This is a genomic window from Photorhabdus sp. RM71S, from assembly GCF_042879355.1.
Classification (GTDB): domain Bacteria; phylum Pseudomonadota; class Gammaproteobacteria; order Enterobacterales; family Enterobacteriaceae; genus Photorhabdus; species Photorhabdus kayaii.
The window spans coordinates 1-13,271 of sequence record NZ_JBHFKV010000029.1; the positions used below are offsets into that span (position 1 = coordinate 1).

The following is a 13,271-nucleotide window of genomic DNA, read 5'->3' on the forward strand; positions in this document are numbered from 1 at the left end:
ATCCCCTTCGATTATGTCATGACTTGTCTGGATGAGTTATGCCAGCCCGCCCCGGATCTGGAAAAACTGCTGCCATGGAAAAAGCAAGGTGGGGTTTAGTTGACGCTTACGTCAATCCAGACCATTTACTTAGTTCTGAGAAAACAACAGATGAGTTAGCATTCCACCAATAATCAAAGGTTTTCTTTGTAAATTGCTGCCTAGCCAATTTTTCAGCAAAGGAATCTTGGTGCCATGTATTATCAATTCTAGCAACCCACGCCTTTTCGAGAGAGCTCTTATCAGTTGCCATTAGATAGAGGCAATGAACGGGGACATCGCTACTTTCAAGCCAGCCTCATGAGTTAACGAACCGTGTATCCAGCTTCTTTGGCCGCAGCATCGAGCTCAGAAACAAAATTGATGTCGGCTTTATCTGCCGCGTTGTAGAGGGCTCCATATTGTGGCCATGAGCGCCCCACCAGCTTCATGGCTAACGCATCCGCCAGCATTTCTCTGATCTCTGCGTTTCAGCTTCACCAAACTCTGCCAGAGTCTCATCAATGCCCGATTCTTCCATGAGCTCGATGAGTTGCGGCTGTTTAAGCCAAATACCCGTTTGCATTTCCAACTGATCCCTAGCCTCGGCCACCAGCTTGCGTTCAAAAGTGGCCCCATTGGCTGTCTTAACAACATCCTTGGGCTGTCGCTTAACCTTTTTCGGCCTGGATATATCGGAGATAATCGTCACTGGCTTGCCACGCAGTTCACGCGGCAACAGGCCATCAAGCCCAAGAACCAATCGCCGGGCGTACTCATGTTCGTATGGTTTTAACCCTCGGCCTTCGCGGTACATCTCAGTGTCTACAAGCAGATGACCTCGCTGCCTCGCATTTTCCCGTACTTGTTCGGACAGAACAGACTTGCCCTTTCCGCTAGTTCCCATCACGAGCGAATGAAAACTATCATTGCTATCAAAAAACATATTCCTTCCTCAAGAGTTTGTTACTGTAAAACACAGTTTGAAAAGACTCATTTTCACGGCAATAACCACCGGATAATGCTACGTCCTGAACATGTCTGGCTTCCACAAGAAAGGCACCAACTACTTCCCCACCCTACCAAAGCTTGGCTGCCTACTGTCACTCCTTGTGGGCTCAGAATCTACGGCAGACTTCTATGAGCCCTGTAGTGGGTCTGGCATTAATGCCATTCACTGGATGGAAAACCAGATCGAGAATAAAGGCCCTGAGGACTTGAGCGAAACCTCAATCTACTTGGAGGACATCGATCCATTGATGGTGAAGTGTTGTATGCTCCAACTCTTCCACTATTTTGAGTCCCGCGATACCACGCCTAAAACGCTGAGCATAGTTGATATAGACACGCTGAGCAGACGAACCAAGAACATCGCCTACTACACCGAAAACCCCCCTGCATCCGCAGCAACATTCCGGGGTTCACTTCAATCTGGCGGGTTTTCTGTTCAATACGCGGCTCTATGACACCTTACAGCTTTCCGTATCGGTTCAAGAACGAAGACCTGTCTAAGATCCCCCAGTCCGTCAGCATGTAGTAGCCGGTGGCACCCCGTTCGCCGGTTGACTCCCTGACGAACAAGATGTTCATTCCGAACTCATCACGCAGAGCAGACAACTGTCTCTTGATCGTTGATTCAGGAATTTTTGTCGCCTTGTGAAGGTCCTGGAGACTTGGCTTCTCCATTTTAGACAGGGCATTCACCAAAGCAAATTTTCTTTTCATGTCCTGTGAGATCTTCATATTCACCTGTTCTTGACAGGCCCACCCTCTTTCTGGCTGGGCCTCCTTTGTTAGCCTTTGACACTCAGGAGTTCAATGTCTGACACAGGCACATGAACATGCTTTTCCTTGCCTTCGCTATCGAGCGTTTTGACCCAGACAGTAGACGGGACCAGAGCAACACGATCTGTCATGATAACTCCGCGTTTCGTCTCACCGTCTAGGTTAACATTGACAGCAAAAATCAAACTGTCGGCCCGGACGTTCTTCCATTCCTTATCCTTCGGCATAGGAGGAAGAGCGTCGCTCCCTTCATCATCTTTGTTCTTGCCGCTGTTATTTTGCTGCTGGGCAGGAGCTTTGTCCTCTTCATCTTCGTCACGCGAAGGGTCCTTGTCATCGTCGTTCTGCCCATCAGGATCAGAGTCTTCCAGTTCCTTCTGGTCAGGGTTTTGCTCCCCATTTCCGACTTGTTCCGACGTACCATCCCCACCTGAGTTCAGGGTTTGGTCATCGGTATTTCCAGCACCAGGCTCCTCACTCTGATCGGTACCAGTCAGAGGGCCTTTTTCCATTTCTTCTTTGATACGTTTGGCATCATTCAGAAGCTCACGGCTTTGCTTACGGGTGATCCCGTCAGACATAGCCACAGCACAGACAGCGCGGCATCTCTCTTCGTTCAGATCGAACAGAAGACGAAGATTATTCAGGGTTTCTGTATCAGAACATACTTCATTATCGTACAACTCGCGCACACAATCATGCAGCTTGAGTAAAGACAGATGCGTAGATACGAACGTGATATTTTTCCCGAGGCGATCAGCAATGTCTTTTTGCTTCCAGCCATCTTCGATGAACTTGTTCAGAGCCTCGGCAATTTCAACCGGCGTCAAGTCGTCCCGTTGGATGTTCTCGATCAACTCGCTAGCAGTTTCGTCCAAGTCATTTTGGACCTTATCGTTGACAACCAGGTCGATGGTTTCAATACCGACATGTTTACACGCTCTCCAACGACGTTCCCCTTTCTGAATGACGAATTTGCCTTCTTCGTTCTTAGGGAACACAATAATCGGAGACTGCTGCCCTTCGGTCAGCAGAGTTGCCGCCAGTTCTTCAATGTTACGGAAGCGCTTACGAACCTGGACTTTGGATACAACGTCGTCAACAGGTACAGTAAGAACCTCTTTGCCTTTCTTGCCTTTGGCGGCTTTTGCAAGTTCGGACAGGTCTTTTAAATTATTCAATGCCATCGCTTAGCCCACCTTTTCTAAAAGTTCTTCCAACACCGCCTCAACTTCTTTGGCCGCAACATGCCCATAACGCAACTCCCATACAGGGATGCCATCGGTGGTCGCAGTATCGAGCGGAGGCCGGTGCATAATCTTGTTCTCAAACAGGAGGTCCGGAACTGCGTTCTCCAGCGACTTGAGCGCTTTGTCATGATTGACAGAGCGGTCCATGTCGTTGATCACAATACCCAGAATCTCCAAGTCTTGGTTGTACGCCTCGCGCACACCAATGATCGTAATTCAGGAGGCCTTCTACACCATCCACAGCGAAGCCAGAGAGCTTTACAGGACATGCCACATGGGTAGACATCACCAACGCAGCCACCAGCTTTCTGCCGAGGCTAGGCGGACAGTCAATCAGCACGTAGTCATAGTTCTCAAACAGATCAGCCAAATGGCGAGCCGGGTTCATAGCCTGGTCGAGAGGCACTGCCTCCATTTCAAACAGATCCGGGTCGTTCTTCGGTGTGTGAATGAGATCTGCCCTGCAAGGGCAGTGCATGACCTCAATGCCGTCCAGCTCGTAAGCGAACAGCTCTGCGGTTTTGGTTCCGGTGAGGATGGGCTCGTAGTCACCATCCTCCAGCTCTCGTCTGGGGCCAGTCGAGAGGATGTATTCCCCTGACCATCCATATCCAAGACCAGCACTTTCTTTTTCTTCTGTAACGCCAGATAAAAGGCTTGCTGGATACAGAGGGTACTCTTACCCACTCCGCCTTTCTGGTTGGCGAAGCTGATTACTTTTGCCATACCCACTTCTATTTTGGTTTCTCGCAGGTGATCCAGACCACCCCCAAACTTTCACATGTGAAAGTTTGTAGCGATCATAAAATGATACTGCAATATCTAATTATGGTTCTATTAAAACAAACTTGAAACAAAAAAACGGCCATAGAGGCCGCGTATTCATAAGATTTGTGCTGTCAGCGCAATTGTTTCGCTGAACCAAGCCCATTCGCCTTACCAATTTCACTTTGTTCGTCCAGAGCGCTTTTAGGAATCCCCGCCAGCTCGGCCACAGAGTCGTAAAGCTCTTCGTTGGATAGCGGCTTATCTGCCCTCACATATGCTTCCTAGACATGAAAGAGCTCCAACTGGTTACTCATCATGCCCCTCCGCGCTCTGGAAAATGTCGTTGAATACCGCTGTCGCTTCAGAGCTCTTTACATCATGCTCGGTGTAGAAGGGCCACTAGGTTAACCCACCCCCGTTAAACCAAGAGCAGCGGAACTGGATTGTTTGATCAGGCAGGACTTTGAACTCAACATGCTGGGGTTTGTCGTAACGGCACATTTCACCGAGGTCCAGGCCAAACTTGTCTTCAACCCAGGTGGATAACATTGACCCTTGGCTCAAACCTTCGCTGTTGACCCAGTAGACCCTGTTGGCAGCACCAGCAACACTAAGATTGAGAATGGACGCAGCCTTGCTCTTACTTGTGGCGGCAACGACAGTTCTTAGCTGTCCCTCAGGTCCATAAGTGATCCCACCATACACCTTCAATTTCGCCACCTAAAGATGTCTCTTACGTCCCGCACACAGAAGAACCAACTTACCTTCGGCAGGAACGCATCAACCAACAATCCCAAGGCAACAACAAACAATGGCGTCATCAGCACGAATCCTAAACGTACAACGATCCCATATATACCTGCACAGATGAGTAAGGCTGCGATAACAGAACAAACAAGCCGGTGCTGACGTCTCAGTCTGGTCGTAGTGTTCATCTGATTTGAGCTCAGCTAGGAGCTTCTCACGCTTCTCTTTAGCGTATTCGAGGGTTAGGCCTTTTCTGATTTCTTCCATCTTCAATCCAGAATGATTTTTCTCTTGTCTCGCTTGGAAGTGTCATGCTCTTCCGAGTCAGAGGAGGAGCTGATCACTTCTGGCTCTCTTCCTTCACCAGACTGGAGCTCGTCAAGGCCTCCCAGTTCAGTTGACTCGTTGCTTCGCTCAACTTCGCGTCGCTCTCTGGTTGAACGCCGGATCTCTTCCACGGCCCCGCGCAAAAAACCAATTACATTGGCCCGGAACTCACGCCGCTTTCTCTGGCAGGTACAATAAGATTGGGAAGACCGCCCTCTATGCCGCCTTGCGAGCAAGTTCTGAGAGTGTAGCCGAAGCTGAAATGGAGGTCTAGAGCCTGCCAACTCTACCGAATTTGTCCACTTATCCACTGTTTCTGTGGATAAAATACTATCTATAGGGGCCGATTTCCCGGTTTACGTTGAAATACAAATCAAATTAATCTGACAGATCATGGCTGGTAGACATTAATAAGTACAAAAAATATCCTTAACGTAGAATATTTCCCTTTTTTCCAGTGTACCTCAGAAAATTAAGCCTTGGTAAAACTGTCTGCGACATCAGAGGGTTTTTAGAGAATTTATAGTGCGTTTTATATCCTTTAATGCTTGTTCATATTCCTGATTTTTTTCTTTTAAGGTAATGATTAGATTATTCTCAAACTCATTAGAAAAGTTATGTTTGTATAACATTAAAACTTGTTCGGCGAAAAAATCATCGTCAATATAGAAATAACATTCTGGTACATCTAATATTTTAGCTATCTGACATGCTATTTCATATGGGGGAAATACAGTTCCTTTTTCATATCTGCTGATTTTTTTTCGTGCTTGTTCTGAATCAATGATTCCCAATGCTTCCCCTACTTCTCGTTGAGACATTTTTCGCGCTTTTCGTGCAGCTATCAATCGCTGTGGCTTCATATGTAAAAAATATAAGTGGTTTCTATGGTTTCATCTTGACTATTTTTTACCATTGTTTAAGAATGGTTGTTAGGCCCACATTATGATGCTAGTGTCATTTTATGGTTGTTATAGCCGCCCGAATAAGGGGCCGAACGTCTTCCAGAAGAAGCATTTTACCTATGACAAGCAGCAGGACTGCTATGTGTGTCCCCAGGGCGAAAAGTTGATTTATAAAACGACCGGCCGGGAGGGATATCGGCATTATCAAGCTGCGACGGATATCTGCGAGTATTGCCCGAAACGCGCGTCCTGTACGCAGGCCAAAGGGGGCAAAACGATCACCCGTCATGTCAGGGAGAACAGTAAGGAGCAGGCCAGGGAAAACCGGCTAACGCCGTGGGGTAAAAAGACCTACAACCGGCGAAAGGAGACGATAGAACGCAGTTTTGCGGATGCGAAGCAGCATCATGGGCACCGTTATGCCCGTTTTCGGGGGGTGCTGAAAGTGCAAATACAGTGTCTTTTGGCGGCAACGGCCCAAAATATCAAGAAGATAGCCTTGCTGGTTGCCATGCTATGTTGTTTTTATCTCTGGAAGACGAGCAGAGTCAATGCAGCATGAGCCCAAATACCCCCCTTGCCGGGCGATAAAACCGGATAAATGAGGTGTGGCATGATCCTTCATCATGAAAGAAACAAACCTCGTGATTTTCAGCGAGGTTTGTCAACGGTCTGAAAGGCGGGAAACCGCCTTTTTACTGTTAGTTTTAAGTGAGCAACGTTGGATATAGCATTTAGTTGTTGAGCAATCAAAAAAATAGATGAAGAAGTAAGGGTAATATGGAAAAGAAACACCTGCATATAGCCGCTGGGATTATCAGAAATACGCAACATGAAATTTTTATTACTCAGCGTCATGCTGATGCCCATATGGGTGGTTTCTGGGAATTCCCTGGTGGGAAAGTTGAGAAAGAAGAAACGCCTGAACAGGCTTTAGTACGTGAGTTACAGGAAGAAATTGGTATTACAGTTACTCATTATGAGCTGGTAAAAACGGTTGAACATGATTTTCCTGACAGGTTGATTACTCTGTATTTCTTCTTGGTGGATGAATGGGAAAATGAACCTTTCGGTAAAGAAGAGCAACTTTCTCGGTGGGTATTACAGAAAGATTTAATTGCTGATGAATTCCCGCCTGCTAATCGCAGCATTGTTGCATTACTTACTTCTTGAGTTGTCAATAGCCGCATTATTAATAACGCGGCTATTTATTATTGCTCAGGTTGTCCACTCCAATCATCACTATCGGAGTTTTCACTTTGGCTTGGTATCCGTTTCTCTTCATTTGCCCACTGGCCTAAGTCAATTAATTGACAGCGTTTACTGCAAAATGGGCGATATGGGCTTATTTCTCCCCAAACCACAGTCTTACCGCATGTTGGACATTCAATCGTGAGTAATTCAGACATAATAATTTTCCTGATAATTAGTTCGTAATATTAACAGCATGCCAATTCAAATGGTAAATGAGCTGGCACGGAGCCTTTTTCACTATCTAATGGTAAAAAACGAATAGCAAAGCGGGTCTTATGACCGGAAATTTGGGGAAACAATAAAGGTGTTAATGGCAAACGTAATCTTAGTAAATCTGCGCCTTCTGCTGTATTCTGATGGAAACCGTTTTTACTGATTTCTGAACGAAAAATAGCAGATTGGCGGATGAGTTCTAAAATACTTTCCAGGGCTTGTTGGAGAGGTAGCAAACTATCAATCCAGAATGCGACCATTTTATCTCTTTGTGATTGTGGTAAGTGAAGCCATAGATGTAAGGTGGGTAGATCAAAACCACAACAGCCACTGGGAATACTGAGACGCTGGCGCACCAGGCTGATAATTTTATCTTCTTTGAGGAATTGCCCCAGCCGTGGAGCTTTACTTAATGCGATAGCTCGCTCTTTCAATTTTAATCTGAAACTATTGACGATATTAATATCAACATCGGGTATTTCAGCCCATTGTTTTAATTTTGCCTGTTGGCGTTCTAACTCTTTTAGCAATTCAGAACGTACTTCCCCTCGTTCTAGCACTTCAAGTAGCTCAGTCACAGTGCGGAAGAAGGCGAGGCTGCTTGCTAGTGAGTCTAGATGGCGTTGACTGGTGAGTTGTTGCAGAGAAGATTCAATTCTCAACCATGCCCGCATTTTTTCATTCAGTGGGTGTTCAAAAATGATTGTAGAAGTTGTGTCACTCATCATGATTATCCTGCCTGGCTGATCCAGCTAACTTTAAATATTGTTGATGTAGTTCGGCAACACGAGGAGCAATTGCCTGTACGTTATCATGATTTGAGATAATGTCATCGGCATAAGCCAGCCTCTCGCTACGGGATGCCTGGGCAGCCAAAATATTTTCAACCTGTTGGTTGCTAATACCATCACGAGTGGCTACCCGGCTGATTTGTAATTCAGGTGAAACGTCAACGACTAAAATCCGATCTGCCAAATGCCTTAAATTATTTTCGACTAATAATGGAATAACCCAAATAACATAAGGTGCCGTTATCTGTTCTAATTGCCGTCGGGTTTCTTGATGTATTAGAGGGTGAAGAAGTTGATTAACCCACTGTTTTTCTTGATTGTTTGTGAATATTTTCTGGCGTAACAGTGCTCTGTTAAGGTTACCATCGGGTGTCAATATGTCATGACCAAAGTGTTCTGAAATGGTTTGTAAGGCAGGCGTTCCAGGAGCAACGACTTCTCTGGCAATAATATCTGCGTCAACAAGAGGAACACCAAGCGCTGCAAAAGCATTGGCGATGGTGGTTTTACCGCTGCCAATCCCACCTGTGAGTGCAATAATATAAGTCATCCTATCCCTTAATATTACTTGATACTATTTCGGGATTGTAACCGAAAGGGGGCAGATGACCTAGAGACAAAGCGACAGAATCATTTTTGCTTTAGGTGAGTATTGTACCCAGTTGAAAAATGGGTAAATACATTGCGAGCAATAGCGTACCGACAATAATTGCTATTATGACTATAAGTATTGGTTCTAGTAACTGGGTCATATTATCAGAAATCTCCAATGCTTGTTGTTGGTACCAATTAGCGAGATTGCCTAATAATAGCTCCAGATTGCCAGATTCTTCACCAACACTGACAAACTGCTGACACAGAGCAGGAAAACAAGATTGTTGTTTCAGTGTTTCGCTCATTGGTACCCCTTGATTAATTTGAGATCGTAAGAATTTAGTCGCTTGCAGAAATACCGGATGATTTATTGATGCAATAGCACTGTCTAACCCTGCGGTGAGTGTTAGGCCGGCTTTTTGTGTCATAAACAGAATATGGAAAAGTTGTCCTAATTGCTGACAACTAATTAATTTTGCAATAACGGGTAAACGTAACATTAGATTTTTTTCACGAGTAATCCATATTGTATGGCGTTGACGTAATTGTAGATAAAATAGGAACAGTATAATTAATCCAGTAACACCATAGCCACCGTATTGAATCAGCCAGTTGGAAGTGATTAATAAACTGCGGGTGAGCAGAGGAAGTTGTGCATCAAATGAATGATAAATATGTTCAAATTCAGGTAAAACAAAAATAAGCATCAATAAAATAATGATGCTGGCAACAATGGTAATAATCAGAGGATAACGTAGTGCTTTTGCTATTTTCTTCTGTAACTTATCTTGTTGCTCCTGTTGTTTAACCAATAATTGACAGCAGACTTCTAATTGCCCGGTTAATTCACCAACAGAAATAAGTTGACAAAATAAAGGTGGGAATAGAAATGGATAATTTTTTAATGAGGATGAAAATGATTCTCCACGGGTAATTTTCTTGCTAATATCTAATAATACACAGTGCCATAATGGATGAGCACATTCTCGAATAAGAATGTTGAGGCAATTCAGTAATGGCATTCCTGATGATAATAGTGTTGCCAATTGACGAATGAAATTCAAACGGTAGGCAATTTGTTGTTGATGATAAAATATCAATTTTTCACATTTTATATTATAAGGTTGCAATCCAGAATGAATAAGCTGATGATATAAAACTTTCCTGTTATCACATAGTGATTTCCCTTTTGATATTTCGCCTTTGTTGTTCACTGCTTGCCAATTATAAAGATAATGAATTTTCATTATTATTCCTGACCTGTGACTTGATAAATTTCTTCTAATGTCGTGATACCTTGTTCCACTAATAAAACACCTGATGAAAGTAAAGTGTCTTTTCTTTGAGCCATAATGGTTTTTTGCACATTTTTAGGATTCTGTTCTGATAATATTTGTTGAATATCATAAGTTATTTCTAAGAATTCATAAATAGCCGTTCGGCCATAATAACCGGAGAAACAATGCTCACAACCAACTGCTAACCATTGCTTAATAAATAGAGAATTATTTTCAATATTAATAATGGTTTCTTCTGTTTGTTGCTTGCGGCAATGAAGACATAATTTTCTGACAAGTCGTTGGGCGATAATTAATTTGATACAAGAAGCAGCCATATAACCTGAAATACCCAGATTTTGTAGGCGCGATAATGTATCTATGGTTGAATTAGTATGTAATGTAGAAAGAACCAAATGACCTGTTTGTGCCGCTTTTACTGAAATTTCGGCTGTTTCGCCATCACGTATTTCTCCTACCATAATGACATCAGGATCTTGGCGTAATAGTGCCCGTAATACTTTGGCAAAATTGAGCTCGATTTTGCTATTAGTTTGTGTCTGATTAATGCCATTCAGTGGGATCTCGACGGGATCTTCTACACTACAAATATTCTTTTTATTCTGATCCAGATATTGTAAGCAGCTATATAAAGTTACGGTTTTTCCACTACCCGTTGGACCAGTCACTAAAATCATTCCTTGTGGTAATGCGAGTTTTTGTCGGAGCTGATTCAATAATGGGTCAGGAATACCTAATTGATCTAACGATAATTGCTGCATTGTATTTAATATTCTAAGCACAACTTTTTCTCCGTGTATGGTTGGCAAAGTCGCCATACGGATAGCATAGTTGTGTCGGGTGTCAGACCAATCAAATTGTCCATCTTGAGGTAACCGTTTTTCAGCAATATTCAATTTCGCCATTATTTTAAGGCGTGCGGCAATGCTTGCATTCATTTGATGAGATGGCGAAGACAAGAGGTGTAATGCGCCATCGACCCGGATACGGATACGATAACCCTGTTGGAAGGGTTCAAAATGAATATCGGATGCACGCCGCTGAATTGCAGTTAATAAAGTTTGATTAATAAGTTGAATGACGGGGGCATCATTTTCATCTGTATTGATATCAGCTTTAAGTGGTAATAGAGAGGATTTTTCCTCTGGTACATGATTCAGTGAAATATTTTGATGTAATACTGATTCGATCCTTGCCAGTGGCCAAATTTCCACATTAACAATACATCCGGAAATAAAACGTAATGCTGATAATAAATCATCATTGGGTAATTCGCTGCTGGCAATTGTTATCGTATTATCATCTTTTTTTATTACAACAGATTGGTGGCGTTGACAAATATCATGAATTTCTCTTTCCATCAATGTGTTTTCTGCCGTTGAAAGTGAGTTCATTATTGATTGCTTCCTGTGTAAATATGTATTGATAAGGGTAATGAATTAAAATTCAAATATTTCCTGACAACGGCTCTTTAATGAACTATTTGTTGATTCACATTTATTATTCCATTTAATTGTACCTGTTTGTGTATTTTGTATCGGCTTTAATGTAACGCTGAGATTTTTAAGACTCTGTTGCCCGTTAATGATCACTTCTCCATTTTTAACTGAAATACTCCCGATATATCTGCTGTTATGACCTTTGGGAATTGATGGTATTCCTGTATTGCAACCTATGAAATTTTCAGCTTCAAAACTGCAAAGCTCTATACCTGATTTGTAAGGCACAATAGTTTGTAGCATATCTGTTAAAGCGGCTTTCTGAATATATCCCTGATAACTAGGAATACCAATGGCACTTAAGATGGAAATGATAGCAATAGCAACCATGATCTCCATTAAAGTAAATCCTTGTTGTTTCATATTCTTTCTCCGTGTTGTGGTATTGCGATATAGAGAATGAAGGAAAGAGGAAAAAATGAAACAGGATGTATAAAGGTTATGGAATTGACTCGAAAAAGAATTTCTGAATTGCAAGGTTTGCAAAAATATTTACGGTGGTGTTCGCAAATTTGTGAGTAACTAATTGCTGATTTGCACCACCATCAATATCATTATTGCTATACCCAATGGATTTCAAGATGGATCGCGACGGCAAGGGAGCGAATCCCCGGGAGCATAGATAACGATGTGACCGGGGTGAGTGAGTGCAGCCAACAAAGAGGCAACTTGAAAGATAACGGGTATAATTACTGAAAGCGCATTGAGAGATCTAATGCTCTAATATGTTTGGTGAGTGCTCCAACAGAGATAAAATCGATACCTGTTTCAGCATAGCTGCGCAGAGTATCTAGGGTGATATTACCGGATACTTCTAAAGCGACTTTTCCTGATGTGATAGCGACGGCTTCTTTCATCATTGGGATAGTAAAATTATCTAGCATAATAATATCAACATTAGCCTTGAGTGCCAGAATGAGTTCATCTAGCGTTTCTACTTCGACTTCAACAGGGACATCAGGGTGAGAATAACGAGCTTTATCTACTGCCTGTTTAATAGAGCCATTGGCAATAATATGGTTTTCTTTAATAAGGAAAGCATCGAATAATCCGAGGCGGTGATTATTACCACCTCCGCAAAGTACGGCATATTTTAAGGCTGTGCGTAGTCCTGGTAGCGTTTTGCGTGTATCAAGTAATTGAGTTTTTAAACCGGTAAGACGGTGAACATAATGACTGACTTCCGTTGCAACGCCAGAGAGAGTTTGAATAAAGTTAAGGGCGGTGCGTTCACCGGTCAGTAATATCTGTGCTGGGCCTCGTAATATGCAAAGTTTTTGATTAGCTGTAATCGTATCACTATCTTTGACTAACCATTCAATGGAGATTTGGTCGCCTAATTGAGTAAAAACTTCATTCAACCATTGTTGTCCACAGAAAATGCCATCTTCCCGAGTGATAATGACAGCGGTGGCTTGTTTATCTGCGGGAATTAATTGGCCGGTAATATCAGAGGTGAAATTTGTATTTCCGCCCAGATCTTCTTTTAGTGCGAGGGTTACACTGGCAGGAATGTCATTCTGCAAGTGTTCCATAAGAACCGCACGGCGCTGATCTACATTGTAATTTTGTTTTGTCATTAAAAAGCTCCAGAGGTGATAACAATATTAATGATCTTAACATGCTATCCTGTTGTGTAGTGAACAACTACTATCTTGGTTTTATCATCTAGATTAAGGAAAGGAAAAAATGTGGTTGCATGATGAATTGAGTTAGAAAATTTCTTTCACACGATTTGTGCCCACAGGGTGAGCAACCGTTTTATTGGTTATTCATCGTATTAGTTTGTCTCCAGGAAAATAGTTTATCTCCAGGAAAATTT

17 protein-coding genes and 2 pseudogenes are annotated in these 13,271 nt (G+C 42.9%); 2 read left to right on the forward strand and 17 right to left on the reverse strand.

The window, feature by feature from the left end; all coding sequences use genetic code 11:
* Positions 1 to 344: 344 nt before the first annotated feature.
* From ACGF5R_RS15300 to ACGF5R_RS15345, 10 genes and pseudogenes are all read right to left on the reverse strand, one after another.
* Positions 345 to 491, reverse strand: a complete 147-nt coding sequence (locus tag ACGF5R_RS15300; protein WP_387691609.1) for a hypothetical protein — start codon at positions 489 to 491, stop codon at positions 345 to 347.
* Entirely contained in the window at positions 473 to 925 is a 453-nt protein-coding gene (locus ACGF5R_RS15305) for a phage head-tail adapter protein (protein WP_387691611.1), read from the reverse strand. Before ACGF5R_RS15305 ends, ACGF5R_RS15300 begins: the two co-directional genes overlap by 19 nt.
* 563 nt (positions 926 to 1,488) lie before the next feature.
* Entirely contained in the window at positions 1,489 to 1,761 is a 273-nt protein-coding gene (locus ACGF5R_RS15310) for a helix-turn-helix domain-containing protein (protein WP_387691613.1), read from the reverse strand.
* Between the two features lie 50 nt (positions 1,762 to 1,811).
* On the reverse strand, positions 1,812 to 2,990 hold the full coding sequence (locus tag ACGF5R_RS15315) for a KorB domain-containing protein (RefSeq protein ID WP_387691615.1): 1,179 nt from the start codon (positions 2,988 to 2,990) through the stop codon (positions 1,812 to 1,814).
* 3 nt (positions 2,991 to 2,993) lie between these two features.
* A pseudogene (locus tag ACGF5R_RS15320) lies at positions 2,994 to 3,779 on the reverse strand (ParA family protein).
* Positions 3,780 to 3,952: 173 nt separating this feature from the next.
* A complete protein-coding gene (locus tag ACGF5R_RS15325; protein ID WP_387691617.1) occupies positions 3,953 to 4,093 on the reverse strand; it encodes a hypothetical protein in 141 nt (46 codons plus the stop codon).
* Between the two features lie 127 nt (positions 4,094 to 4,220).
* Entirely contained in the window at positions 4,221 to 4,541 is a 321-nt protein-coding gene (locus ACGF5R_RS15330) for a hypothetical protein (RefSeq protein ID WP_387691619.1), read from the reverse strand.
* The gene (locus ACGF5R_RS15335; protein WP_387691620.1) at positions 4,529 to 4,756 is read right to left on the reverse strand and encodes a hypothetical protein; all 228 of its coding nucleotides are present in this window, start codon (positions 4,754 to 4,756) and stop codon (positions 4,529 to 4,531) included. Before ACGF5R_RS15335 ends, ACGF5R_RS15330 begins: the two co-directional genes overlap by 13 nt.
* 81 nt (positions 4,757 to 4,837) lie before the next feature.
* Positions 4,838 to 5,038, reverse strand: coding sequence for a hypothetical protein (locus ACGF5R_RS15340; RefSeq protein ID WP_387691622.1), 201 nt, complete (start codon positions 5,036 to 5,038; stop codon positions 4,838 to 4,840).
* A 357-nt stretch (positions 5,039 to 5,395) separates the two neighbouring features.
* The gene (locus ACGF5R_RS15345) at positions 5,396 to 5,716 is read right to left on the reverse strand and encodes a helix-turn-helix domain-containing protein (RefSeq protein ID WP_387691624.1); all 321 of its coding nucleotides are present in this window, start codon (positions 5,714 to 5,716) and stop codon (positions 5,396 to 5,398) included.
* Positions 5,717 to 5,867: 151 nt separating this feature from the next.
* Between ACGF5R_RS15345 and ACGF5R_RS15350 the strand changes: the two are divergent.
* Together ACGF5R_RS15350 and mutT are read left to right on the forward strand one after the other, a co-directional pair.
* Positions 5,868 to 6,362: pseudogene (locus ACGF5R_RS15350) on the forward strand (transposase); the annotation flags it as partial.
* Positions 6,363 to 6,580: 218 nt separating this feature from the next.
* Positions 6,581 to 6,973: an 8-oxo-dGTP diphosphatase MutT gene (gene mutT / locus ACGF5R_RS15355; protein ID WP_387691626.1), complete on the forward strand. Its 393-nt coding sequence runs from the start codon at positions 6,581 to 6,583 to the stop codon at positions 6,971 to 6,973.
* Positions 6,974 to 7,011: 38 nt separating this feature from the next.
* On the opposite strand, the gene yacG is transcribed toward mutT, so the two are convergent.
* The 7 genes from yacG to nadC all read right to left on the reverse strand — a co-directional run bounded on the left by yacG (position 7,012) and on the right by nadC (position 13,029).
* Positions 7,012 to 7,209 carry a DNA gyrase inhibitor YacG gene (gene yacG, locus ACGF5R_RS15360; protein WP_011147806.1) on the reverse strand — a complete coding sequence of 66 codons (198 nt, stop codon included), beginning with the start codon at positions 7,207 to 7,209 and terminating at the stop codon, positions 7,012 to 7,014.
* Positions 7,210 to 7,239: 30 nt separating this feature from the next.
* Complete coding sequence (gene zapD / locus ACGF5R_RS15365) at positions 7,240 to 7,992, reverse strand: cell division protein ZapD (RefSeq protein WP_112878537.1); 753 nt, start codon at positions 7,990 to 7,992, stop codon at positions 7,240 to 7,242.
* Positions 7,985 to 8,608, reverse strand: coding sequence for a dephospho-CoA kinase (gene coaE / locus ACGF5R_RS15370; RefSeq protein WP_112878536.1), 624 nt, complete (start codon positions 8,606 to 8,608; stop codon positions 7,985 to 7,987). The genes zapD and coaE overlap by 8 nt, the downstream gene beginning before the upstream one ends.
* A 91-nt stretch (positions 8,609 to 8,699) precedes the next feature.
* Positions 8,700 to 9,899 (reverse strand): protein transport protein HofC, encoded by a 1,200-nt coding sequence (gene hofC / locus ACGF5R_RS15375; protein WP_112878535.1) that lies wholly within the window; start codon positions 9,897 to 9,899, stop codon positions 8,700 to 8,702.
* 2 nt (positions 9,900 to 9,901) lie between these two features.
* On the reverse strand, positions 9,902 to 11,344 hold the full coding sequence (gspE, locus tag ACGF5R_RS15380; protein ID WP_112878534.1) for a type II secretion system protein GspE: 1,443 nt from the start codon (positions 11,342 to 11,344) through the stop codon (positions 9,902 to 9,904).
* A gap of 45 nt (positions 11,345 to 11,389) precedes the next feature.
* Positions 11,390 to 11,812 (reverse strand): prepilin peptidase-dependent pilin, encoded by a 423-nt coding sequence (gene ppdD, locus ACGF5R_RS15385; RefSeq protein ID WP_387691628.1) that lies wholly within the window; start codon positions 11,810 to 11,812, stop codon positions 11,390 to 11,392.
* A gap of 326 nt (positions 11,813 to 12,138) precedes the next feature.
* Positions 12,139 to 13,029, reverse strand: coding sequence for a carboxylating nicotinate-nucleotide diphosphorylase (nadC, locus tag ACGF5R_RS15390; RefSeq protein ID WP_387691630.1), 891 nt, complete (start codon positions 13,027 to 13,029; stop codon positions 12,139 to 12,141).
* Positions 13,030 to 13,271 lie beyond the last annotated feature (242 nt).

Bases quoted from the DNA above. Each gene is read 5' to 3' on its own strand.
- ACGF5R_RS15300 (WP_387691609.1), bottom strand. From the start codon at position 491: ATGCTGGCGGATGCGTTAGCCATGAAGCTGGTGGGGCGCTCATGGCCA.
- ACGF5R_RS15305 (WP_387691611.1), bottom strand. From the start codon at position 925: ATGGGAACTAGCGGAAAGGGCAAGTCTGTTCTGTCCGAACAAGTACGG.
- ACGF5R_RS15310 (WP_387691613.1), bottom strand. From the start codon at position 1,761: ATGAAGATCTCACAGGACATGAAAAGAAAATTTGCTTTGGTGAATGCC.
- ACGF5R_RS15315 (WP_387691615.1), bottom strand. From the start codon at position 2,990: ATGGCATTGAATAATTTAAAAGACCTGTCCGAACTTGCAAAAGCCGCC.
- ACGF5R_RS15335 (WP_387691620.1), bottom strand. From the start codon at position 4,756: ATGAACACTACGACCAGACTGAGACGTCAGCACCGGCTTGTTTGTTCT.
- ACGF5R_RS15345 (WP_387691624.1), bottom strand. From the start codon at position 5,716: ATGTCTCAACGAGAAGTAGGGGAAGCATTGGGAATCATTGATTCAGAA.
- mutT (WP_387691626.1), top strand. From the start codon at position 6,581: ATGGAAAAGAAACACCTGCATATAGCCGCTGGGATTATCAGAAATACG.
- yacG (WP_011147806.1), bottom strand. From the start codon at position 7,209: ATGTCTGAATTACTCACGATTGAATGTCCAACATGCGGTAAGACTGTG.
- zapD (WP_112878537.1), bottom strand. From the start codon at position 7,992: ATGAGTGACACAACTTCTACAATCATTTTTGAACACCCACTGAATGAA.
- coaE (WP_112878536.1), bottom strand. From the start codon at position 8,608: ATGACTTATATTATTGCACTCACAGGTGGGATTGGCAGCGGTAAAACC.
- hofC (WP_112878535.1), bottom strand. From the start codon at position 9,899: ATGAAAATTCATTATCTTTATAATTGGCAAGCAGTGAACAACAAAGGC.
- gspE (WP_112878534.1), bottom strand. From the start codon at position 11,344: ATGAACTCACTTTCAACGGCAGAAAACACATTGATGGAAAGAGAAATT.
- ppdD (WP_387691628.1), bottom strand. From the start codon at position 11,812: ATGAAACAACAAGGATTTACTTTAATGGAGATCATGGTTGCTATTGCT.
- nadC (WP_387691630.1), bottom strand. From the start codon at position 13,029: ATGACAAAACAAAATTACAATGTAGATCAGCGCCGTGCGGTTCTTATG.